At 61.7% G+C, this 23,284-nt stretch carries 15 protein-coding genes; 10 read left to right on the top strand and 5 right to left on the bottom strand.

Going from position 1 to position 23,284, the window contains the following annotated elements:
• Positions 1-21: 21 nt before the first annotated feature.
• A complete protein-coding gene (gene putP / locus K5E37_RS09620) occupies positions 22-1,506 on the bottom strand; it encodes a sodium/proline symporter PutP (RefSeq protein ID WP_007952308.1) in 1,485 nt (494 codons plus the stop codon).
• Positions 1,507-1,963: 457 nt separating this feature from the next.
• Between putP and putA the strand changes: the two genes are divergently transcribed.
• A complete protein-coding gene (gene putA, locus K5E37_RS09615) occupies positions 1,964-5,917 on the top strand; it encodes a trifunctional transcriptional regulator/proline dehydrogenase/L-glutamate gamma-semialdehyde dehydrogenase (RefSeq protein WP_221533681.1) in 3,954 nt (1,317 codons plus the stop codon).
• 278 nt (positions 5,918-6,195) lie between these two features.
• A complete protein-coding gene (locus tag K5E37_RS09610) occupies positions 6,196-7,998 on the top strand; it encodes an acyl-CoA dehydrogenase (RefSeq protein WP_221533680.1) in 1,803 nt (600 codons plus the stop codon).
• Between the two features lie 122 nt (positions 7,999-8,120).
• On the opposite strand, the gene K5E37_RS09605 is transcribed toward K5E37_RS09610, so the two are convergent.
• From K5E37_RS09605 to K5E37_RS09595, 3 genes are all read right to left on the bottom strand, one after another.
• The gene (locus K5E37_RS09605) at positions 8,121-10,058 is read right to left on the bottom strand and encodes a methyl-accepting chemotaxis protein (protein WP_221533679.1); all 1,938 of its coding nucleotides are present in this window, start codon (positions 10,056-10,058) and stop codon (positions 8,121-8,123) included.
• A gap of 100 nt (positions 10,059-10,158) precedes the next feature.
• A complete protein-coding gene (locus K5E37_RS09600) occupies positions 10,159-10,461 on the bottom strand; it encodes a cell division protein ZapA (RefSeq protein ID WP_007952314.1) in 303 nt (100 codons plus the stop codon).
• Positions 10,458-10,688 (bottom strand): hypothetical protein, encoded by a 231-nt coding sequence (locus tag K5E37_RS09595; RefSeq protein ID WP_007952320.1) that lies wholly within the window; start codon positions 10,686-10,688, stop codon positions 10,458-10,460. The genes K5E37_RS09600 and K5E37_RS09595 overlap by 4 nt, the downstream gene beginning before the upstream one ends.
• Positions 10,689-10,966: 278 nt before the next feature.
• On the opposite strand from K5E37_RS09595, the gene K5E37_RS09590 reads away from it, so the two are divergent.
• From K5E37_RS09590 to trxC, 5 genes are all read left to right on the top strand, one after another.
• Positions 10,967-12,592 carry a methyl-accepting chemotaxis protein gene (locus tag K5E37_RS09590; protein ID WP_221533678.1) on the top strand — a complete coding sequence of 542 codons (1,626 nt, stop codon included), beginning with the start codon at positions 10,967-10,969 and terminating at the stop codon, positions 12,590-12,592.
• Positions 12,593-12,854: 262 nt separating this feature from the next.
• A complete protein-coding gene (locus K5E37_RS09585) occupies positions 12,855-14,597 on the top strand; it encodes a potassium/proton antiporter (RefSeq protein ID WP_221533677.1) in 1,743 nt (580 codons plus the stop codon).
• A 34-nt stretch (positions 14,598-14,631) separates the two neighbouring features.
• Positions 14,632-17,985 carry a mechanosensitive channel MscK gene (gene mscK, locus K5E37_RS09580; protein WP_221533676.1) on the top strand — a complete coding sequence of 1,118 codons (3,354 nt, stop codon included), beginning with the start codon at positions 14,632-14,634 and terminating at the stop codon, positions 17,983-17,985.
• A 48-nt stretch (positions 17,986-18,033) separates the two neighbouring features.
• Positions 18,034-19,497, top strand: a complete 1,464-nt coding sequence (gene selO / locus K5E37_RS09575) for a protein adenylyltransferase SelO (RefSeq protein ID WP_221533675.1) — start codon at positions 18,034-18,036, stop codon at positions 19,495-19,497.
• A 449-nt stretch (positions 19,498-19,946) separates the two neighbouring features.
• On the top strand, positions 19,947-20,381 hold the full coding sequence (gene trxC, locus K5E37_RS09570) for a thioredoxin TrxC (protein ID WP_064592954.1): 435 nt from the start codon (positions 19,947-19,949) through the stop codon (positions 20,379-20,381).
• 7 nt (positions 20,382-20,388) lie between these two features.
• On the opposite strand, the gene K5E37_RS09565 is transcribed toward trxC, so the two are convergent.
• Complete coding sequence (locus K5E37_RS09565; RefSeq protein ID WP_085608442.1) at positions 20,389-21,159, bottom strand: ParA family protein; 771 nt, start codon at positions 21,157-21,159, stop codon at positions 20,389-20,391.
• Positions 21,160-21,528: 369 nt separating this feature from the next.
• Here K5E37_RS09565 and K5E37_RS09560 point away from each other — a divergent pair, with 369 nt between their 5' ends.
• Genes K5E37_RS09560 through K5E37_RS09550 form a run of 3 tightly spaced genes read left to right on the top strand, consistent with a single transcriptional unit; the run spans position 21,529 to position 23,280 of the window.
• Positions 21,529-22,254, top strand: coding sequence for a beta-ketoacyl synthase chain length factor (locus tag K5E37_RS09560; RefSeq protein WP_085608441.1), 726 nt, complete (start codon positions 21,529-21,531; stop codon positions 22,252-22,254).
• Complete coding sequence (locus K5E37_RS09555; RefSeq protein WP_221533674.1) at positions 22,230-23,039, top strand: 1-acyl-sn-glycerol-3-phosphate acyltransferase; 810 nt, start codon at positions 22,230-22,232, stop codon at positions 23,037-23,039. The genes K5E37_RS09560 and K5E37_RS09555 overlap by 25 nt, the downstream gene beginning before the upstream one ends.
• Positions 23,020-23,280, top strand: coding sequence for a phosphopantetheine-binding protein (locus K5E37_RS09550; RefSeq protein WP_007952344.1), 261 nt, complete (start codon positions 23,020-23,022; stop codon positions 23,278-23,280). Before K5E37_RS09555 ends, K5E37_RS09550 begins: the two co-directional genes overlap by 20 nt.
• Positions 23,281-23,284: the final 4 nt, after the last annotated feature.

Here is a 23,284-nt window from a genome sequence, read left to right as displayed (position 1 = left end):
GTGAGCCTCAGCTCATTTCCATCACTTGTTCAGATGGAAATCCTTCTCGGCCGCTTCAAAGCGCTGAACCATGCCGGCGCTCGGCTGGCCCATCAGGCTGACGAAGTAGATCGCCAGGCTGGCGAAGATGAAGCCCGGGATGATTTCGTACAGACCCAGCAGCTCGAAGTGCTTCCACACGATCACGGTGATCGCGCCGACCAGGATGCCGGCCAGTGCGCCGTCACGGGTCATCTTCTTCCAGATCACCGAGATCAGCACGACCGGACCGAAGGCTGCACCGAAACCGGCCCAGGCGTAGGACACCAGACCCAGCACGCGGTTGTCCGGGTTGGCGGCCATCGCGATGGCGATCAGTGCAACCAGCAGCACCATGGCGCGACCGACCCACACCAGCTCGACTTGCGAGGCGGATTTACGCAGGAAAGTCTTGTAGAAGTCTTCGGTCAGGGCGCTCGAGCACACCAGCAACTGGCAGCTCAGGGTGCTCATGACAGCAGCCAGAATGGCCGACAGCAGCACACCGGCGATCCACGGGTTGAACAGCAGCTTGGCCAGTTCGATGAACACACGCTCGTGGTTCTCGGTCACTGGACCCGCGACTTCCGGGTGCGCCGAGAAGTAAGCGATACCGAAGAAGCCCACGGCCACAGTGCCGCCCAGGCACAGGATCATCCAGGTCATGGAAATGCGACGGGCGTTGGCGATGGATTTCACCGAGTCAGCGGCCATGAAGCGCGCCAGAATGTGCGGCTGGCCGAAGTAGCCCAGGCCCCAGCCCATCAGCGAGATGATGCCGATGAAGGTGGTGTTTTTCAGCATGTCGAAGTTGCTTGGATCTTGCGCTTCGATGGCCAGGAACGTGGTATCGACGCCACCGGTGGCCAGCAGCACGATGATCGGCGTCAGCAGCAGGGCGAAGATCATCAGGGTGGCTTGTACGGTGTCGGTCCAGCTCACCGCGAGGAAACCGCCGACGAAGGTGTAGGCAATCGTCGCCGCAGCACCGGCCCACAGCGCGGTCTCGTAGGACATGCCGAAGGTGCTTTCGAACAGACGGGCACCGGCAACGATGCCGGAAGCGCAGTAGATGGTGAAGAACACCAGAATCACTACCGCCGAAATGATGCGCAGCAGGCCGCTTTTGTCTTCAAAACGGCTGGCGAAGTAGTCCGGCAGGGTCAGGGCATCGCCGTTGTGTTCGGTTTGAACCCGCAGACGACCGGCGACGAACAGCCAGTTCAGGTAGGCACCGACGATCAGGCCGATGGCGATCCAGCTTTCGGACAGGCCGGACATGTAGATGGCGCCCGGCAGGCCCATCAGCAACCAGCCGCTCATGTCGGAGGCGCCGGCGGACAATGCGGTCACCACGCTGCCCAGGCTGCGGCCGCCCAGAATATAGTCGGAAAGGTTGTTGGTGGAGCGATAGGCCATGAAGCCGATCAGCACCATTGCTGCGATGTAGATCACGAACGTGATCAGGGTTGGATTGCTTGCGCTCATTACGTACGTGCCCTGGCTTTGTTTTTATGTAGCGGCGGCGGTTGCACCGTTTGCAGACCGAGGTCTGACAGACGATTCGCACGGCCGCGCATTTATGACCAATGTTTCCCCAGGAAAGCCATTGGCCGGTACACCGGGTTTTCCCCGGTTGCACCTTGGGCGCGAATCCTATTCAACAAACTAAAACAGGTGCAACCAGTTTCTTGAGAATTAGTTGCACCTAATCGGAATTATCCCGAAAAGGCGGTTTTTTGCTCCCTTTTAGCGCAGTCAGGGGCCTTTGCTAGAAGCAAAAGCACCAAGCAGGAGCGGCACTTTCGTACCAGAAATTATTTCCTGACGAGTTGCCGAATATTCCGACAAAAAAGGGTTGCACCCGGTTGCACCTCTTTCGGCTCGCGGCTAATCTTGCCGCCAGCTGTTGTCGCGCAACTGCGGCACCTATGAGGATAAAAATATGGCTACCACCACCCTTGGGGTCAAACTTGACGACCCGACCCGCGAGCGCCTGAAGGCCGCCGCGACCTCGATTGATCGCACACCGCACTGGCTGATCAAGCAGGCAATTTTCAATTACCTGGAAAAACTCGAGGGTGGTGCAACCCTGACCGAGCTGAACGGTTTGACCGCCAAGGACGCCGACGACGCGGGCGAAGTCCACACCGATCACGCTCACCAATGCTTCCTTGAATTCGCCGAAAGCATCCTGCCGCAATCGGTTCTGCGCGCCTCGATCACCGCTGCTTACCGTCGCCCTGAGCCGGAAGTCGTGCCGATGCTGATCGAGCAGGCTCGCCTGCCGGCGCCGATGGCCGAAGCCACCAACAAACTCGCCGCAACCATCGCGGAAAAACTGCGTAACCAGAAGAGTGCCGGCGGTCGTGCAGGCATTGTTCAGGGCCTGCTGCAGGAATTTTCCCTGTCGTCCCAGGAAGGCGTGGCACTGATGTGCCTGGCCGAAGCGCTGCTGCGTATCCCGGACAAGGGCACTCGCGATGCACTGATCCGCGACAAGATCAGCACCGGCAACTGGCAGCCGCACCTGGGCAACAGCCCGTCGCTGTTCGTCAACGCGGCGACCTGGGGCCTGCTGCTGACCGGCAAACTGGTCTCCACCCACAACGAAGCCGGCCTGACTTCGTCCCTGAGCCGCATCATCGGCAAGAGTGGCGAGCCGATGATCCGCAAGGGCGTCGACATGGCCATGCGCTTGATGGGCGAGCAGTTCGTGACCGGCGAAACCATCGCCGAAGCCCTGGCCAACGCGAGCAAGTTCGAAGCCAAGGGCTTCCGTTATTCCTACGACATGCTTGGTGAAGCGGCGCTGACCGAACACGACGCCCAGAAGTACCTGGCCTCGTACGAACAAGCCATTCACTCGATCGGCAAAGCCTCCCACGGCCGTGGGATTTATGAAGGCCCGGGCATCTCGATCAAACTGTCGGCCCTGCACCCGCGTTATAGCCGCGCCCAGTACGAGCGCGTGATGGATGAGCTGTACCCGCGTCTGCTGTCGCTGACCCTGCTGGCCAAGCAATACGACATCGGCCTGAACATCGACGCCGAAGAAGCCGACCGCCTGGAGCTGTCGCTGGATCTGCTCGAGCGCCTGTGCTTCGAACCGCAACTGACTGGCTGGAACGGCATCGGTTTCGTGATCCAGGCTTACCAGAAGCGTTGCCCGTACGTGATCGACTACGTGATCGACCTGGCTCGCCGCAGCCGTCATCGCCTGATGATCCGCCTGGTGAAAGGCGCGTACTGGGACAGCGAAATCAAGCGCGCCCAGGTCGAAGGCCTGGAAGGCTATCCGGTCTACACCCGCAAGGTGTACACCGACGTTTCCTACATCGCCTGCGCCCGCAAACTGTTGTCGGTGCCGGAAGTCATCTACCCGCAGTTCGCCACGCACAACGCCCACACCCTGTCGGCGATTTATCACATTGCCGGTCAGAACTATTACCCGGGCCAGTACGAATTCCAGTGCCTGCACGGCATGGGCGAACCTTTGTACGAGCAGGTTGTAGGCAAGGTCTCCGAAGGCAAGCTGAACCGTCCGTGCCGTGTGTACGCTCCGGTCGGCACCCACGAAACCCTGCTGGCGTACCTCGTACGTCGTCTGCTGGAAAACGGCGCTAACACTTCGTTCGTCAACCGCATCGCCGACCAGTCGATTTCGATCCAGGAACTGGTGGCTGATCCAGTTGCGCAGATCGAGCAGATGGCGACCGTGGAAGGTGGTTTCGGCCTGCCGCACCCGCGCATTCCGCTGCCGCGTGATCTGTATGGATCCGAGCGCGCCAACTCCAGCGGCATCGACATGGCCAACGAACATCGTCTGGCCTCGCTGTCCTGCGCCCTGCTGGCCACCGCGCACAACAACTGGAAAGCCGCGCCGATACTCGGTTGCGCCTCCAGCAACGAAGCGCCGGCACCGGTGCTGAACCCGTCCGATCTGCGTGACGTGGTCGGCCACGTGCAGGAAGCCACTGTCGAAGACGTCGACAACGCCATTCAATGCGCCCTGAACGCCGCTCCGATCTGGCAGGCCACCCCGCCCGCCGAACGTGCCGCGATTCTGGAACGTGCCGCTGATTTGATGGAAGGCGAGATCCAGCCGCTGATGGGCCTGCTGGCCCGCGAGGCCGGCAAGACTTTCGCCAACGCCATCGCCGAAGTCCGCGAAGCCGTCGACTTCCTGCGTTATTACGCAGTGCAGGCGCGCAACGATTTCAGCAACGACGCCCACCGCCCACTGGGCCCGGTGGTCTGCATCAGCCCGTGGAACTTCCCGCTGGCGATCTTCAGCGGTCAGGTCGCCGCCGCACTGGCCGCCGGTAACCCGGTGCTGGCCAAACCGGCCGAACAGACTCCGCTGGTCGCCGCACAAGCCGTGCGTCTGCTGCTCGAAGCCGGGATTCCGGAAGGCGTGTTGCAACTGCTGCCGGGTCGCGGTGAAACCGTCGGCGCCGGTCTGGTGGGCGATGAGCGCGTCAAAGGCGTGATGTTCACCGGTTCCACCGAAGTCGCCCGTCTGCTGCAACGCAACATCGCCGGTCGCCTCGACAACCAGGGCCGTCCGATTCCGCTGATCGCCGAAACCGGCGGCCAGAACGCGATGATCGTCGACTCTTCGGCACTGACCGAACAGGTGGTGATCGACGTGGTGTCGTCGGCCTTCGACAGCGCCGGCCAGCGCTGCTCTGCGCTGCGCGTCCTGTGCTTGCAGGAAGATTCCGCAGATCGCGTCATCGAAATGCTCAAAGGCGCGATGGCTGAAAGCCGTCTCGGCAACCCGGAGCGCCTGTCCGTGGACATCGGCCCGGTGATCGACGCCGAAGCCAAGGCCGGTATCGAGAAGCACATCCAGGGCATGCGCGACAAAGGTCGCAACGTGTACCAGGTGGCCATCGCCGATACCGAGGAAGTCAAACGCGGCACCTTCGTCATGCCGACCCTGATCGAACTGGAAAGCTTCGATGAGCTGCAACGCGAGATCTTCGGTCCGGTGCTGCACGTGGTGCGCTACAAGCGTAAAGAGATCGACCAGTTGATCGCCCAGATCAACGCCTCCGGTTACGGCCTGACCCTCGGCGTGCACACCCGCATCGACGAGACCATCGCCAAGGTGATCGACAACGTCAACGCCGGTAACGTCTACGTCAACCGCAACATCGTGGGTGCCGTGGTCGGCGTCCAGCCGTTCGGTGGCGAAGGCCTGTCGGGTACCGGTCCGAAGGCCGGTGGCCCGCTGTACCTGTACCGTCTGCTGTCGACGCGTCCTACCGATGCCATCGAACAATCCTTCGCTCGCGGTGATGCTGCCGTGGCACCGGACGTTCGTCTGCGCGACGCCATGAGCAAACCGCTCACCGCCCTGAAAGCCTGGGCCGACAGCAACAAGTTCGCCGACCTGAGCACCCTGTGCGTGCAGTACGCAGCGCAGTCGCAAAGCGGTATCACCCGCGTACTGGCCGGCCCGACCGGCGAGAAGAACAGCTACGCGATCCTGCCGCGCGAGCACGTGCTGTGCCTGGCGGACATCGAAGGTGATCTGCTGACCCAGCTCGCGGCGGTATTGGCGGTGGGCGGTTCGGCGGTCTGGCCGGAATCCGACACCAGCAAGGCATTGTTCGCACGCCTGCCGAAGGAGATTCAGGCGCGGATCAAGCTGGTTTCCGACTGGAACAAGGACGATGTGGTGTTCGATGCGGTTCTGCATCACGGCCATTCCGACCAGTTGCGTGCGGTCTGCCAGCAGATCGCCAAGCGTGCCGGCGCCATCGTTGGAGTTCAGGGCCTGTCCCAGGGCGAGACCAACATTGCGCTTGAGCGCCTGGTGATCGAGCGCGCGCTGAGCGTCAACACTGCGGCAGCGGGCGGTAACGCCAGCCTGATGACCATCGGCTAAACCCCGCGCGATCGTTCCCACGCTCCGCGTGGGAATGCAGCCCGGGACGCTCCGCGTCCCATCGGTGCCAGACTTGAAGTTGGCAGCGCGGCTGGAACGCGGAGCGTCCCTTGAGGCATTCCCACGCAGAGCGTGGGAACGATCAGCACAGGAACATAGAAATGGGCGCCCTCACCGGCGCCCATTTTTTTGGCCTCTCCATCACCGTTATCAATCTTCCTGTTCAGCTTTTATTCGCACGCCTAGACTCGGCCCATTCCAAAAAAAGGTAGGCCGCCATGTCCGAGACGCTGCTCAGTTCCCGCAATCTGGCTTTCGAGCTGTACGAAGTCCTCGATGCCGAGGGCCTGACCCGGCGCGAGCGGTTTGCCGAGCACAACCGCGAAACCTTCGATGCCGCCATCGGCACGGCGCGCAACATCGCCGAAAAGTACTTCGCACCGCACAACCGCAAGGGCGACGAGAACGAGCCGCGCTACGAGAACGGTCAGGCGATTCTGATTCCCGAGGTGAAACCGGCGGTGGATGCCTTCCTCGAAGCCGGATTCCTCAACGCGGCGCGCAGTTTCGACGCCGGCGGCATGCAACTTCCTACACTGTTGTCCCAGGCCTGCTTCGCCCACTTCCAGTCAGCCAACGCGGCGTCGACCTCATACCCGTTCCTGACCATGGGCGCCGCCAACCTGATCGAAAGTTTCGGCACCGAAGAGCAGAAGCAGCGCTTCCTGCAACCGATGATCGACGGCCGCTTCTTCGGCACCATGGCCCTGACCGAACCCCATGCCGGCTCGTCACTGTCGGATATTCGTACACGCGCAGAGCCTGCGTCCGACGGCACTTACCGCCTCAAGGGCAACAAGATCTTCATTTCCGGCGGCGATCACCCGCTCTCGGAAAACATCGTGCACATGGTGCTGGCCAAGCTGCCGGACGCTCCGGCCGGGGTGAAGGGGATTTCGCTGTTTATCGTGCCGAAGTTTCTGGTCAACGATGACGGCAGTCTGGGCAAGCGCAACGACGTGTTGCTGGCCGGGCTGTTCCACAAGATGGGCTGGCGCGGCACGACGTCCACGGCGCTGAACTTCGGCGATAACGGCGAGTGCGTCGGCTATCTGGTAGGCAAGCCGCATCACGGCTTGAGCTATATGTTCCAGATGATGAACGAGGCGCGGATCGGCGTCGGCATGGGCGCGGTGATGCTTGGTTATGCCGGTTACCTGTACTCGCTGGAATACGCTCGCGAACGTCCGCAGGGCCGGGTGCCGGACAGCAAGGACCCGACGACGGCGCCGGTGGCGATCATTCAGCACGCCGATGTCAGACGCATGCTGCTGACGCAGAAATCCTACGTCGAAGGTGCTTTCGATCTCGGTCTGTATGCGGCACGGCTGTTCGATGACACCACCACGCTGGAAACCGAGGCCGAACGCAAACAGGCCCATGAACTGCTGGATTTGCTGACGCCGATCGTCAAATCCTGGCCGTCGGAGTTCTGTCTGAAAGCCAACGAACTGGCGATCCAGATTCTCGGTGGCCACGGTTACACTCGCGAATACCCGGTGGAGCAGTACTACCGCGACAACCGCCTGAACCCGATCCACGAAGGCACTCACGGCATTCAGTCGCTGGACTTGCTCGGGCGCAAACTGGCGCAGAACGGTGGCGCCGGGCTCAAGCAGCTGATTCGACTGATCGCGGACACCGCCGAGCGCGCGGTGGCGTACGAATCGTTGACCGCACTGCGTGAGCCGCTGGAGAAGCTTGTCGCGCGCCTACAGAGCGTGACCATTGGTCTGCTGACCGACCTGGCTCAGGGCAAGGTCAACAGCAGCCTGGCGAACTCGGCGTTGTACCTGAAGGTGTTCGGGCACGCGGTGATTGGCTGGCGCTGGCTGGAGCAGGCGATTCGAGCCGAGGAAGGGTTGGCCAAGGGGAATGCGGCGGATGCCGACTTCTATAAGGGCAAGTTGCAGGCGGCGCGGTATTTCCTGACGTGGGAAGTGCCGGGTTGCCAGCATGAGCTGACGTTGCTGGAGGCGCGGGATGATACGTGCCTGGCAATGCAGGACGCGTGGTTCTGATCCCACGGTGATCGTTCCCACGCTCCGCGTGGGAATGCCTCCTGTGACGCTCTGCGTCACGATCTTGAGAGGACGCGGAGCGTCCGGGGCTGCATTCCCACGCAGAGCGTGGGAACGATCAATCAAGATAGTTTGAACCCACCCATCTGCCGCGCCAGATCATCCGCCAACCGCTGCAACATCTGACAATCCTCACGACAAGCCCGAACCTCCCCCGCCGTCGCCCGGGCCAGATCGGAAATCCCCTGCACGTTGCGGTTGATCTCCTCGGTCACCGCCGACTGTTCCTCAGTCGCCGTCGCCACCTGGTGGTTCATGTCACTGATGCGCTCGACCTGCCCGGTAATCGCAGTCAAAGAAGCCCCGGTACGCTGACTCGATTCAACACCAGTCCCCGTCGCGGCCTGCCCGGTGCGCATCGATGAAACCGCATTCTCCGCCCCCTGCTTGAGGCTGCCGATCATCTGCTGGATCTCGTCGGTAGACGCCTGAGTCCGTCGCGCCAATGTCCGCACTTCATCAGCCACCACCGCAAAACCACGCCCCATGTCCCCGGCTCGCGCCGCTTCGATCGCCGCGTTCAACGCCAGCAGATTGGTCTGCTCGGACACCCCGCGAATCACCGCCAGCACCTGATCGATCGACGCCACCTGATGCGCCAGCTCACCCACCGCGCCCGCCGCGACGCCGATTTCATCGGACATGCTTTCGATATGGCGAATCGAGCCCCCGACCACCTCTCGCGCCTGCATCGCTTCATCACGTGCCGTTTGCGAGGCGAGCGCCGCATTACCGGCGTTCTGGGCGATTTCCTGCACCGTCAGGCCCATTTCATGGACGGCGGTGGCGACCATGTCGGTCATTTCCTGCTGACGACCTGAGCGCTCGGCGGTGTTATCCACAACCCGGGCCACCTGGCCGACGGCAACACGCAGACGCTCGCTGGTGGTCAGCACTTCGCCGATCATTCCGCGCTGGCTATCAAGGAAACGGTTGAAGCCCCGAGCGAGGTCGCCCAACTCATCCGCGCGGCTGGAATCTAACCGATGGGTCAAATCTCCACCACCGCTACCGATTGCTACCAGCGCAGCTGTTACCTGACGAATCGGTCGCACCAATCCCTGAGCCAGCCAGATCACCAGCGCCAGGCAAACCAGTGCCACCGCCAGACCGATGCCGCTGCTCATCCACATCGCCCGGCGGGCTTCGGCGTAGATCTGCGACTGTGGCACTTCGGCCACCAGGGTCCAGCCGAGGTCGCGCAAAGGCAGGCTGAAGGCGAGGAAGTCTTCGCCATCGCGCTGGAAGCTGCTGTTGGTTGCCACTTTATGGCCCATGACCGCTTGTGCTGCCGAGCCGCCGATCTGCTCGCTCAAGGTGCGCTTGCCGCTGAACTGCGCCTCGGGATGGACCTGGATCAAACCGTCGGAACGCACGAGATAGACCTTCCCGCGCTCGCCGAAGCTGAAGTTGTGGATCAGCTCCGACAGCTCTTTCATGCTCAATCCAAGCCCCGCCACGCCGACCACTTTGCCGGCCTGCTCCACCTTCAAATCGATGAACAGCGCGAGCTCTCCGGTGGCTCCGTCGTTGTCGATGTTCAGGGTTCGCGGCTGATTGCTGTCGAGGAAGGAGTAAAACCACGCATCGGCCGGTTTGTCGCGACTCAGGGTGCGATCCAGGCCTTTTTCGGTGATGTAGTGATTGGATTCCGCGCCGATGATCAGCGCGGTAAACGCCTTGTGTTCGGCGCGGATGCCTTCCAGATACTGCGCGAAGCCCGCCGTTTTGGCGGAGTCTTCACCATTGGCCAGCCAGTCGCGGACCATCGTGTTGCTGGCGATGTCCTTGGCGGCGGTGAGGGGTTGAACGAGGATTCGTTCGATGTCGTTGCGCGTCGCTTCGATGCTCGACGGCAGCGCCTGTTCGACCAGATAGCTCTGGGCGAGGCGGTTGACCACCAGGGTATAAATGCCAACCACGATCAGAATGCTGACCAGCAGGGCGGTGCCCATACTGAGGATCAGCTGCCATTGAATACTGCGACGCCAGAACTGCATGGAGCACCCCCAAAGAATAAGAGGCTGAAACACTGCAACAGCCGTGCCGATTGTATACAACGCAATCGACAATCCTATTCTTTGGTTGTGCGCAACCCCATCAACCCTGATTGATGGTCTTGGCGATGGTCTCGACCGTGGCGCTGACTTGCTCTTGGTAACGCTCGAGTTCTTCCTGATGCTGTTTCTTCATTTCAATCTGCTGCGAGCACAGATTCATCGCCGCCAGCACCAGCAGGCGGTCGCCGATCAGCGTCGGGTATTTGCGCTTGGTGTCGGCCAGTGCGGCCTTGAGCATCAATGCGGCGTCCAGCAGGGTCTGTTCTTCCCCGGCCGGTGCCTTGATCGAATAGTCCTCCCCCATGATGGAGATGACTTTTACCCCTGCTGTGCCGTGGTTCATGCGCTGACAGGGCCTGCGTTGACGCGATCAACCAGGGCCTGGATGCGCGCGGCGGTGGCGCCGTGCTTTTCTTCCTGTTCCATCAGGCTCAGTTGCAGGCTTTCGTTTTCATCCTTGGCCTGGGCCAGTTCCGTGGACAGGGTCTGGTTGGTTTCCGACAGGGTCTGGTTCTGTTGCACCAGGTCGCTGACGAGCTGTTCCAATTGGCTGAGGGATGCTTCCAACATTTTGATCTTCCAGGGCTTTTTCAAAGGGCGCGTACGATAAAGAAAAGTCGTCGTTGACGCCAGGGTTAAACCGGCGCAAGGCCTTGATTTTCCTGGCGGCTCGACCGTTCTTGCGAGTCTTAGAGACTGTCATCTGCCGATCTGGTTCCTGCACTTCGTCGCTTGCGTGCGGATGCGACAAATACGCGCACCGACTCAAGACTTTAGTCGTATGACCGATAAGTCATCCAACAGCAGTCTCAGCCCGCATGGATGCGGCCCTTCCTGGTATACGCCCCATGTCCCTTCGCAATATGAATATCGCCCCCCGGGCGTTCACCGGCTTTGCTTTGATCGGCGGCCTGATGCTGATTCTCGGCGTGTTCGCCCTGAACCAGATGAGCAAGATCCGCGGCGCCGCCGAGGACATTTCCTCCAGCAGCGTGCCGAGCATCAAGAACCTCGACGAATTCACTCAGCTGACCCTGCGCCTGCGGGTGCTGTCGTACCGTTTGCTGGTGAACCGCGAGCCGGATGTTCAGCAGAAAACCATCGAGCTGCTGGAAATGCGCAACCAGCAGATCCGCAAGGCCCAGACCGATTACGAGCCGTTGATCGGCAGCCCTGAAGAGCGTGCGGCCTACGACCAGTACGTGCAGTTGCTGGGTCAGTACCGCCAGATCGAAGACCGGATGAAAACCCTGTCGCGCAACAACCAGGTGGATGAGCTGCGCAACCTGCTGAACACCCAGTTGCTCGACAACTCCGAAGCAATGAACACCGTGCTCAACCGCCTGATGCAGATCAACGGCCAACAGATCAGCGAAACCAACCAGCAGGCCGCCGACCAGTATTCCTCGGCCTTCAATCTGGTGGTGACGCTGCTGGTGATCGCCACTGGCCTGACCTTCCTGTTCGCCTGGTTGCTGACCGTCAGCATCACCAAGCCGATCGCCAAGGCACTGGATGCGGCGGAAACCATCGCCGAAGGCAACCTGACCCAACCGATCCACGTTGACGGCACCGACGAAGCCGGGCGCCTGCTGGCGGCCATGGCCAAGATGCAGTCGAAGCTGCGCGACACCCTGCAACGGATTTCCGGCTCGGCCACCCAACTGGCCTCCGCTGCCGAAGAGCTGAACAGCGTCACCGACGAAAGCGCCCGTGGCCTGACCCAACAGAACAACGAAATCGAGCAAGCCGCCACCGCGGTCAACGAGATGACCAGCGCCGTGGAAGAAGTTGCACGCAACGCCGTCAGCACCTCGGAAGCCTCGAAGAACGCCACCACCTCCGCCGGCGACGGCCGTGATCTGGTGCAGGAAACCGTCAGCGCCATCGAACGCATGAGCGCCGACGTGCAGAGCACCGCGACCCTGATCGGCGATCTGGCCAACGAATCCCGTGACATTGGCAAGGTGCTGGACGTGATCCGTGGCCTGGCCGACCAGACCAACCTGCTGGCACTGAACGCTGCGATTGAAGCGGCCCGTGCCGGTGAAGCCGGTCGTGGTTTTGCCGTGGTGGCTGACGAAGTCCGTGCCCTGGCGCACCGCACCCAGCAGTCGACCAGCGAAATCGAGCGCATGATCGGCAGCATCCAGAGCGGCACCGAACACGCCGTGGACTCGATGCGCAACAGCACCGAGCGCGCCGAGTCGACCCTGAACATCGCCCGTGGCGCCGGCCTGTCGCTGGACACGATCAACACGGCCATCGTTGAAATCAACGAGCGCAACCTGGTGATCGCCAGCGCTGCTGAAGAGCAGGCGCAGGTGGCGCGGGAAGTGGATCGCAACCTGGTGAACATCCGCGATCTGTCGGTGCAGTCGGCGACCGGCGCGAATCAGACCAGTGCGGCGAGCAACGAGCTGTCGCGATTGGCGCTGGATCTGAACAATATGGTTGGGCGGTTTAGCCTCTGAGATAGAAGCCCCCTTTTGATCATTCTCACATCGAGAGGTTGATCGTTCCCACGCTCCGCGTGGGAATGCAGCCCGGGACGCTCCGCGTCCCAAAAGCGGACGCAGAGCGTCCATTGAGGCGTTCCCACGCGGAGCGTGGGAACGATCGCCTCCTCTGGTGCAAAAGCTTTTTGACAGCATCACATTTCAACAGGTTAGAATCGCTGGCACGCAGACTGCATGGTCAGTTTGTGCCCGTCTTTCCGCTTCTGGAGTACTGCCTTTGAATGCGACGACCATCAACAGCCTGTTCTTGATCGGCGCGTTGCTGGTAGGCGCAAGCATTCTTGTCAGCTCCCTTTCTTCCCGTCTCGGCATCCCGATTCTGGTGATCATCCTCGCGGTCGGCATGACTGCCGGGGTCGATGGCGGCGGCATCATTTTCGATAACTACCCGACGGCCTATCTGGTCGGCAACCTCGCGCTGGCAGTGATCCTGCTCGACGGCGGCTTGCGCACCCGGGTGTCCAGTTTCCGCGTGGCCCTGTGGCCGGCCCTGTCGCTGGCCACGGTCGGAGTGCTCATCACCACCGGCCTCACCGGCATGGCCGCCGCCTGGTTGTTCGATCTCAATCTGATTCAAGGCCTGCTGATCGGCGCCATCGTCGGCTCCACGGACGCCGCGGCGGTGTTCTCGCTGCTTGGCGGCAAGGGCCTGAACGAGCGGGTGACCGCCAGCCTGGAAATCGAATCCGGCAGCAACGACCCGATGGCGGTGTTCCTCACCGTGACCCTGATCGACATGCTCGCCAGCGGCCAGACCGGCCTGCACTGGAGCCTGTTGACCCACCTGATCCGCGAGTTCGGCATCGGTGGGGTGATCGGCCTGGGCGGTGGCTGGCTGATGCTGCAACTGGTCAACCGGATCAATCTGGCCGCCGGCCTGTATCCAATTCTGGTGATCGCCGGCGGTCTGGTGGTGTTCGCCCTGACCAACGCCCTGCACGGCAGCGGCTTCCTCGCCGTGTACCTGTGCGGTTTGGTGATCGGCAACCGCCCGGTGCGCAGCCGCCACGGCATCCTGCACATGCTCGACGGCATGGCGTGGCTGGCGCAGATCGGCATGTTCCTGGTGCTGGGTTTGCTGGTCACTCCGCACGATCTGCTGCCGATCGCCCTGCCTGCGCTGGGTCTGGCGCTGTGGATGATTCTGTTCGCACGGCCGCTGTCGGTGCTTGTCGGGTTGTTGCCGTTCAAGGCTTTCCATGGCCGCGAGAAGGCCTTCATTTCCTGGGTTGGCCTGCGCGGCGCGGTACCAATCATTCTGGCGGTGTTCCCGCTGATGGCCGGGCTGCCGGATGCACAGCTGTACTTCAACCTCGCCTTCTTTATCGTGCTGGTGTCGCTGCTGGTGCAGGGCACGAGCCTGCCGTGGGTGGCCAAGCTGCTCAAGGTGACGGTGCCGCCGGAACCGGCGCCGATCTCCCGCGCCGCGCTCGAAGTGCACGTCACCAGCGAGTGGGAGCTGTTCGTTTACAAGCTCGGCGCAGAAAAATGGTGCATCGGTTCACCCCTGCGCGAGCTGAAAATGCCCGAAGGCACACGTATCGCCGCCCTGTTTCGCGGTCAGCAACTGCTCCATCCGTCGGGTAGTACGGTGCTGGAAGTCGATGATTTGCTGTGTGTTATCGGCCATGAACACAACCTTCCGGCCCTCGGGAAACTGTTCAGCCAGGCGCCGCAACGCGGCCTCGATCTGCGCTTCTTCGGCGACTTCGTACTCGAAGGAGACGCCCAGCTCAAAGCGGTTGCCGCCCTGTACGGCCTGCCCGCCGAAGGCATCGATCCGGACATGACCCTGGGCCACTTCATTGCCCAGAAAGTCGGCGGTGCACCGATCGTTGGCGACCAGGTGGAATGGAACAACACCCACTGGACGGTTGCGGTCATGGACGGGAACAAGATCGGCAAAGTGGGCGTCAGATTCCCCGAAGGAAGTCGCCCGGGTCCCGGGCTCTTCCTCTAAACTGCGTCCACTCTCACTTGCTTGACCGGTCTCTATGCCTACCCTGCGCTCCTTTTTCCTCGCGGCCCTGCTGGGCCTGAGTCTTACTGTCGGCCCGTTGCAGGCCGCCGAACCGCCGTCCAGCGACGCCGTACAGGCCAGCCTGGACAAGCTCACCGACAGCAAACTGCCCGAGGCCGACAAGAAAGCCCTGCAGACGGTTCTGCAAAACACGCTGAACCAGCTCAACAACCGGCGTGACTACGAGCAGAAGCTGATCGACCTCAAGCAGCAGCTGGCCACTGCGCCGAAGCAGACCATCGAGAATTCGCGCGAACTGACCCGCCTCAAGGCCAGCGCCGTGGTCCCGGTGGCGCAGCGCTTCCCCAAGGAAAACATCCAGCAGCTGGAGCAGATGCTCACCGAGCGCTCGACCCAGCAAAGCGATCTGCAAAAGGCCCTGGCCGACGCCAACAGCCTGATCATCACCGCCCAGACCCGTCCCGAACGTGCCCAGGCCGAGATTTCCAGCAGCCAGACGCGCATCCAGCAGATCAACAACATCCTCAAGACCGGCAAGGACGCCGGCAAGACCGTCAGCGCCGAGCAGCGCGACCTGCTCAACGCCGAACTGGCCGCCTTGAACGCGCTGATCCCGCTGCGCCGTCAGGAGCTGGCCGGCAACAACCAATTGCAGGATCTGGGCAACAGCCAGCATGACCTGCTTTCGGAAAAGTCCGACCGTCTGGATCGCGAGATCCAGGAACTGCAAACCCTGATCAACCAGAAGCGTCTGACCCTCTCGCAGGAGACCGTGACGCAACAGTCGATCGAGGCACAGAAGTCCGGCAGCAGCACCCTGCTCGCCACGGAAAGCGCGGCCAACCTCAAGCTCTCCGACTACCTGCTCAAGAGCACCGACCGCCTCAACGAACTGACCCAACAGAACCTGCAGACCAAGCAGCAGCTGGACAGCGTGACCCAGAGCGATTCGGCCCTCGACGAGCAGATCAACGTGCTCAAGGGCAGCCTGCTGCTGTCGAAGATTCTCTATAAACAGAAACAGGCGCTGCCGCGCCTCAAGGTCGACCGCGACCTCGCGGACCAGATCGCCGACATTCGCCTGTACCAGTTCGAAATCAACCAGCAGCGCGAACAGCTGAGCAATCCGGCGACGTACGTCGACAACCTGCTGTCCACCCAGCCGCCCGAGCAAGCCACGCCACAGCTGCGCAAGAGCCTGCTGGAGCTGGCCAACACCCGCGTCGACTTGCTGGAGCGGCTGAGTCGCGAACTGAGCGCGATGCTCAACGAATCGATCACCCTGCAACTCAACCAGAAGCAACTGCTGAGCACCGCGCAAAGCCTGCGCGCAACCCTCGATGAGCAGATGTTCTGGATTCCGAGCAACAAGCCGCTGGACACCGAATGGATGCGCGGCGTGCCGGAGCGCCTGAAGCGTCAGATCGACACCCTGCCGCTGGCCTCGAGCTTCAGCGAACTGACCGACGGCCTGACCCAGCGACCGCTGTTGTTCCTGCCGCTGGCGCTGCTGATCGGCGCGCTGCTGTGGCGGCGCAAGCAGTTGTATTCGCGCTTGAACAAGGTTCACCAGGACATCGGTCACTTCAAGCGTGACAGCCAGTGGCACACGCCACAGGCGATCTTGATCAATATTCTGCTGGCGATGCCGGTGGCGCTGGGCCTGGCCCTGTGCGGGCTGGCGTTGCAAATCGACGCCCGCGGGCAGAACGCCAACATGGGCGCGGCGCTGCTGCAAATGGCCCAGGCGTGGCTGGTGTTCTACACCGCCTACCGGATCCTCGCGCCGGGCGGCGTGGCTGAATTGCACTTCCGTTGGGAGAAGCCGCAAGTCGAATTCCTGCAAGGCTGGGTGCGTCGCCTCGGTCTGGTAGTCATGGCACTGGTGGCCGTGGTGGCGGTTGCCGAACTGCAACCGGCGGCACTGGCCGACGATGTGCTGGGCATGCCGGTGGTGCTGACCTGCTACGCCCTGATGGCGTGGCTGCTCAGCCGCCTGCTGATCAGCAGCCCGACCCACGAAAACGCCTCGCTGTTCCGCAAGGCCGTGGGCGTGATGTTCACCCTGCTGCCCATCGCGTTGTTCGTCGCCGTGTGCTTCGGCTACTACTACACAGCGCTGAAACTCAGCGACCGCTTGATCAACACCCTGTACCTGCTGATGTTCTGGCTGGTGATCGAAGCAACTTTCGTCCGTGGTCTGGCAGTCGCAGCACGCCGTCTGGCTTACCAGCGCGCCCTGGCCAAACGTCAGGCCGCGAAAGAAGCCGGCGACGGCGAAGCGGTGATCGAAGAGCCAACCCTGGACATCGAGAAGGTCAACGAACAGTCCCTGCGCCTGATCCGTCTGGCGCTGCTCGGCGGTTTCATCGCCGCGCTGTACTGGGTCTGGGCCGACCTGATCACGGTGTTCTCGTACCTCGACAACATCACCCTCTACGAATACACCAGCGGTACCGGCGCCAACATGAGCATGGTGCCGATCAGCATCGGCGACATGCTCGGCGCGCTGATCATCATCGGCATCACCTTTGCGCTCGCCCGCAACTTGCCGGGTCTGCTTGAAGTGTTTGTGCTGTCGAAACTCAATCTGGCCCAGGGCAGTGCCTACGCGACCACGACGCTGCTGTCGTACGTGATCGCCGGGGTCGGTTTCGTCTCGACCCTGTCGACCCTCGGCGTGAGCTGGGACAAGTTGCAATGGCTGGTGGCGGCGCTGTCGGTGGGCCTCGGTTTCGGCATGCAGGAGATCTTCGCGAACTTCATCTCCGGCATCATGATCCTGTTCGAGCGCCCGGTGCGGATCGGCGACACCATCACCATCGGCAACCTGTCGGGCACGGTGAGCAAGATCCGCATCCGCGCCACGACCATCACCGACTTCGACCGCAAGGACATCATTGTCCCGAACAAGACGTTCATTACCGGGCAACTGATCAACTGGTCGCTGACCGACACCATCACCCGGGTGACCCTGAAACTGGGCGTCGATTACGGTTCGGATCTGGATCTGGTCAAGGAACTGCTGCTCAAGGCCGCCCGGGAAAACCCGCGCGTGCTCAAGGAACCCGAGCCGCACGTGTATTTCCTCAACTTCGGCGAAAGCACCCTCGACCACGAACTGCGCATGCATGTGCGCGATCTCGGCGACCGCAACCCGGTGCTCGATGAGGTCAACCGCTTCATCAACCGCGAGTTCAAGAAGCAGCACATCAACATCTCGTTCCGCCAGATGGAGGTTTACCTGAAGAACCTCCACGGTCAGGAATACAAGATGGTGCCGATCGAGCCGGAAACCAAAACCATCGTGCCGGTCAGCGACGACCAGAAACCGTTACAGGAACCGCCGCCGGCCAAACTCGACTAACCCGGCTAATCCCAGCAGAATGCTCGGACATTCTGCTGGAGCCGGTCCTTGAAAGCCCTCGACGAACTGACCTTCGACAACCGCTTTTCCCGCCTGGGCGATGCGTTCTCGGCCCACGTGCTGCCCGAACCGATCGACAATCCGCGACTGGTCGTGGCCAGCCCTGCGGCCATGGCGCTGCTGGATCTCGACCCGGCGGTGGCTGACACCCAGGAATTTGCCGAGCTGTTCGGCGGCCACAAGTTGTGGGCCGATGCCGAGCCGCGGGCGATGGTCTATTCCGGGCATCAGTTCGGCGGCTACACCCCGCAACTGGGCGATGGCCGCGGGTTGTTGCTGGGCGAGGTCTACAACGCGGCCGGCGAGCACTGGGACTTGCATCTGAAGGGCGCCGGGCAGACGCCGTTCTCGCGCATGGGCGACGGTCGCGCGGTGCTGCGTTCGTCGATCCGCGAGTTTCTCGCGTCCGAAGCGCTGCATGCGCTGAACATCCCGTCTTCGCGCGCTGCCTGCGTGATCGGCTCCGACACCCCGGTCTGGCGTGAGAAACAGGAACGCGCCGCGATGGTGCTGCGCCTGGCGCCGAGCCACATCCGTTTCGGCCACTTCGAATACTTCTATTACACCAAGCGCCCCGAACAGCAGAAGCAGCTCGGCGAGCACGTGTTGGCGATGCACTACGCCGAATGCCTGGAACAGCCGGAACCCTATCTGGCGATGTTCCGCGAGATCGTCGAGCGCAACGCCGAACTGATCGCCAAATGGCAGGCCTACGGCTTCTGCCACGGCGTGATGAACACCGACAACATGTCGATCCTCGGCATCACCTTCGACTTCGGCCCGTTCGCCTTCCTCGACGATTTCGATGCGAACTTCATCTGCAACCACTCCGACGACCAGGGCCGCTATTCCTTCAGCAATCAGGTGCCCGTCGGCCAATGGAACCTCAGCGCCCTGGCGCAGGCCCTGACGCCGTTCATCAGCGTCGAAGCCCTGCGCGAAACCCTCGGCCTGTACCTGCCCCTGTTCCAGGCCCATTACCTCGACCTGATGCGCCGCCGCTTCGGCTTCACCACCGCCGAGGACGACGACCAGCAACTGCTGGAGCAACTGCTGCAACTGATGCAGAACAGCGGCGTCGACTACACGCTGTTCTTCCGCCGCCTGGGCGAAGAGTCAGCCGAACAGGCCGTCGCTCGCCTGCGCGATGACTTCGTCGATATCAAGGGTTTCGATGCCTGGGGCGAGCGCTATGTCGCCCGTGTCGCACGCGATGGTGCAAGCGATCAAGAACAGCGCCGCGCGCGGATGCATGCGGTGAATCCGCTGTACATCCTGCGCAATTATCTGGCGCAGAAGGCGATTGATGCTGCCGAGCAGGGTGACTATTCAGAAGTGCGCCGGTTGCATGCGGTGCTGAGCAATCCATTCGAGGAACAACCTGGAATGGAGAGCTACGCGGAACGGCCGCCGGAGTGGGGCAAGCATTTGGAGATCAGTTGCTCGTCTTGAGGCCGTTTCCAGCTTCCAAATGCTCAAGACGATCGATGTAACTGGCGATAAGCGTCGAGATGGCGGCCTATCATTTCGACCAAACCCATGAGCGGGTGTGACTCGTCCGCTCCAGCCATGCCTCTCAGTTCCTTAACTGATTCGACCAAAAAATTGTATTCCTCCTCTGACTCTGGCCGTTTAAGAACAGGTGCGACGTGAATCCAGTGCTCAATAGCCAACTCAACTATTCCGCTCATTTTTGCCCCTTGCGTTGGTTCCCAGCGAATTACCAGGACGCCCGGATTCACTCTATGTCGTGAGCAGAAGGAGAAAAATCAGCCGAAACGACACTTTATGTAGGAGACATCTTCGATTACTGAAGGTAACTGCTGTCAGATTTCGCCTTGATAAATACCTCGCACGTCTCCAGATTTGTTGTACGAACTGCCTAATTCACCGAGCTGATCATGACCGACCCACTCCTCATCCCCTGCCCCTCCTGCAACGGCCTCAACCGCATCCCCGCCGAGCGCCTCAACGACCACCCGAAGTGCGGGCGCTGCAAGTCCGAGGTGCTGTTGAACAAGCCGTTCGAGCTCAAGCAAGGCGATTACGCCAGTCAGATCAAGGGCGATCTGCCGTTGCTGGTGGACGTGTGGGCGGACTGGTGCGGGCCGTGCAAGTCGTTTGCGCCGGTGTTCGAGCAGGCGGCTGCGCAGTTGGCGGGCAAGTGCCGGCTGGCCAAGCTGGACAGCGAGGCCAATCAGCAATTATCGGCACAGTTGGGGATTCGTTCGATTCCGAGCCTGATTCTGTTCCGCAACGGCCGAGAAGTGGCCCGTCAGAGCGGGGCCTTCCCGTTGCCGCAGTTGATGGCCTGGCTGCGCAGCCAGGGCATCTGACAAGGCTTCAGGCATCTTCGAGCAGGTTATGCAGCTCGACGAACTGCTGCGTCAGCTTGTGCCGTGGGTCGAGGTGGATCAGCGGCGTGTTGGCCTGATGGGATTCGCGCATGCGCACTGAACTGGCGAGGTAGACCGGCAGTACCGGCAGGCCCTCGGCGATCAGTTCGTCGAGGATCTGCTGCGGCAGGCTGGCGCGGGCCTGGAACTGGTTGACCACAATGCCTTCGACTTCCAGGCCTTCGTTGTGGTCTTCCTTCAACTCGTCGATCTCGGCGATCAGACCGTAGAGGGCCTGACGCGAGAAGCTGTCGCAGTCAAAGGGAATCAGTACCCGATCGGCGGCAATCAGTGCCGAGACCGCATAGAAATTCAGCGCCGGCGGCGTATCCAGATAGATCCGGTCGTAATCCTCCGACAACTCGTCGAGCAGCTTTCGCAGCTTGTTGATCTTGTGTTTGGCCTCGAGCTTGGGCTGCAAGTCGGCCAGTTCGGCGGTGGCGGTGATGATGTGCAGGTTGTCGAAGGGCGTTTCGTAGATATCCGCCTGATTCCTTTTTGAGAACGGCCCGGAAGACAGGGTCTGTTTGAAGAAGTCGGCAATGCCCATCGGAATGTCGTCACCCGTGAGCCCGGTCAGATACTGAGTGGAATTGGCCTGGGCATCGAGGTCGACCAACAGCGTGCGATAACCTTCGCTGGCGCTTACCGCCGCCAGATTGCAGGCAATGCTGGATTTGCCCACGCCACCTTTCTGATTGAACACCACGCGCCGCATGACAAAACCTCCGTGTATCAAAGAATGACCGAGTGTAGTGGTGCCCGGTGCCGGTTCGCTACCTCGATGGACGCGGACTACAAAGTCAGGCGCCAATCTCCCAATGAATACGGCGCAAAGAGACCCGTTGATCGCCGATTCGCCTGACAGACAGACACCCGACAATCTGGATAATGGCCAAGTGACAGCTCTTGCCGCGTACCATTCGGTTCATTTCGTCGTTCAAAATGTAACCAGCATTTGCTACACACTCGTCGCACCGGGATAATGCGCGCCACCCGGCGCCACGCGCCATGCCATTTCAGGCTAAATCAGCTCAGCGGCGACGTTGGCGAAACCGCGTCAACTCAGCCCGCAGGGGCGGGATAAATGTCCGTGATCAACTTCAACATCGCCCAATGGCGCGCCTGGGCTCCCGGGCTCGACAGTGTGGAAGCCTGGCAAGCCTGGAGCCGACAACCGGTCGTGCTCGAAAGCAGCGATGCCGCACCCGATGTTTCGTTTCTGCCGGCCATGCAGCGCCGTCGTCTAAGCCGTCTGGCGCGGATGGCGTTCAGTGTCGGCTGGCCGCTGGCCGACGGTCGGGAAAATCTGCCGCTGGTGTTTGTCTCCCGGCACGGCGAAACCCCGCGCACCTTTGAAATCCTCAGCGATCTGGCCAACGAACAGCCGCTGTCGCCGACCCAGTTCAGCCTGTCGGTGCACAATGCGATCATCGGCCTGTGGTCGATCATGCGCGGCGAAACCAGCGAAATGACCGCGCTCGCCGCGGCCGGCGACGGCCTCGAACACGGCATGCTCGAAGCGGCGACGTTGTTGAACGAAGGGGCCCCCGCCGTGCTGCTGGTGATCACCGAGGAACAACCGCCCGAAGCCTATTCGACGTGGATCGACGACGTACCGTTTCCCTACGCGGTCGGGCTGTTGCTCACCCCCGGTACCGACTGGCGGCTGACCCTGAACAGCGCCCCCGAAGCACGGTCAAAAACGCAGTGGCCCCATGCGCTGAATCTGCTGCGAACCCTGCTCGGTCAGCAACCCCATTGCCAACATGCCTGGAAGACTCGTCTATGGACCTGGCAACGCAACCTGTAATCGGAAAAAACCGCGACGCCTATTACTGGCGTCTGCTGGCCACCGCCACCAGCTTCGCCCTGTTCGGGCTGGGTGGCCTGTGCCTGCGCCTGCTGGTATTTCCATTGCTCGGCTGCCTGCCGGGCGATGCCAGGGCGCATCGCGAACGGGCGCGCCAGACCGTCAGCCGGCTGTTCTGGTTTTTCGTCCGGTTCATGGCCCGTACCGGCGTGCTGACCTATGACATTCAGGGCGCCGAACGTCTCGGCCGTCCGGGGCAGATGATCATCGCCAACCACCCGTCGCTGATCGATGTGGTGTTCCTGATCGGTCTGGTGCGCCGGGCCAACTGCGTGGTGAAGAAAAGCCTGTGGGAAAACCCCTTCACCCGTGGCCCGCTGCGCAGCACCGAATACATCAGCAACGACGGCAGCATGGACATGCTCGACGCTGCCGCCGGTGCCCTGCAGAGCGGGCAGACCCTGATCATTTTCCCCGAAGGCACCCGCACCCAGCCGGGTCAGGCGCCGGCCTTTCATCGGGGCGCGGCGGCCATCGCGTTGCGCGGTGCGAAAATCGTCACCCCGGTGGTGATCCACGTCAATCCGACCACCCTGACCAAGGCCGAGCCCTGGTATCGCATTCCCAGTCGCCGCGTGCACTTCAGTTTTCGTGTCGGGGCCGATATAGACCCACAGACTTTCGCCGCGCAGGGCCCCGCGCCTCAGGCTTCGCGCAAGCTCAACGACTATTTGCACCAATTCTTTATCAAGGAGCTCGCCGAAGATGAGCGATCTAAACCGTGACATCAAAGAGCTGATCATCGACGCCCTGGGCCTCGAAGACATCAGCGCAGAGGACATCGGCGACGACCAGACGCTGTTCGGCGAAGGCCTGGGCCTGGATTCCGTCGACGCCCTGGAGCTCGGCCTGGCGATCCAGAAAAAGTACGGCATCAAGATCGACGCCGACGCCAAGGACACCCGTAACCATTTCTCCAACGTGGCGAGCCTTGCGGCGTTCGTCACGGCAAAACAGGCAGCTTGAGACC

Origin of the sequence: Pseudomonas sp. RIT778 (genome assembly GCF_019718735.1) — a bacterium.
Taxonomy (GTDB): Bacteria; Pseudomonadota; Gammaproteobacteria; order Pseudomonadales; family Pseudomonadaceae; genus Aquipseudomonas; species Aquipseudomonas aphyarum.
Note: the sequence above shows the minus strand (reverse complement) of the source record. Positions and strands in the feature narration are given on the sequence as shown.

Coding starts and splice junctions, on each gene's coding strand:
- putP (WP_007952308.1), bottom strand. CDS start 1,506: ATGAGCGCAAGCAATCCAACCCTGATCACGTTCGTGATCTACATCGCA.
- putA (WP_221533681.1), top strand. CDS start 1,964: ATGGCTACCACCACCCTTGGGGTCAAACTTGACGACCCGACCCGCGAG.
- K5E37_RS09610 (WP_221533680.1), top strand. CDS start 6,196: ATGTCCGAGACGCTGCTCAGTTCCCGCAATCTGGCTTTCGAGCTGTAC.
- K5E37_RS09605 (WP_221533679.1), bottom strand. CDS start 10,058: ATGCAGTTCTGGCGTCGCAGTATTCAATGGCAGCTGATCCTCAGTATG.
- K5E37_RS09600 (WP_007952314.1), bottom strand. CDS start 10,461: ATGAACCACGGCACAGCAGGGGTAAAAGTCATCTCCATCATGGGGGAG.
- K5E37_RS09595 (WP_007952320.1), bottom strand. CDS start 10,688: ATGTTGGAAGCATCCCTCAGCCAATTGGAACAGCTCGTCAGCGACCTG.
- K5E37_RS09590 (WP_221533678.1), top strand. CDS start 10,967: ATGTCCCTTCGCAATATGAATATCGCCCCCCGGGCGTTCACCGGCTTT.
- mscK (WP_221533676.1), top strand. CDS start 14,632: ATGCCTACCCTGCGCTCCTTTTTCCTCGCGGCCCTGCTGGGCCTGAGT.
- trxC (WP_064592954.1), top strand. CDS start 19,947: ATGACCGACCCACTCCTCATCCCCTGCCCCTCCTGCAACGGCCTCAAC.
- K5E37_RS09565 (WP_085608442.1), bottom strand. CDS start 21,159: ATGCGGCGCGTGGTGTTCAATCAGAAAGGTGGCGTGGGCAAATCCAGC.
- K5E37_RS09560 (WP_085608441.1), top strand. CDS start 21,529: ATGTCCGTGATCAACTTCAACATCGCCCAATGGCGCGCCTGGGCTCCC.
- K5E37_RS09555 (WP_221533674.1), top strand. CDS start 22,230: ATGGACCTGGCAACGCAACCTGTAATCGGAAAAAACCGCGACGCCTAT.
- K5E37_RS09550 (WP_007952344.1), top strand. CDS start 23,020: ATGAGCGATCTAAACCGTGACATCAAAGAGCTGATCATCGACGCCCTG.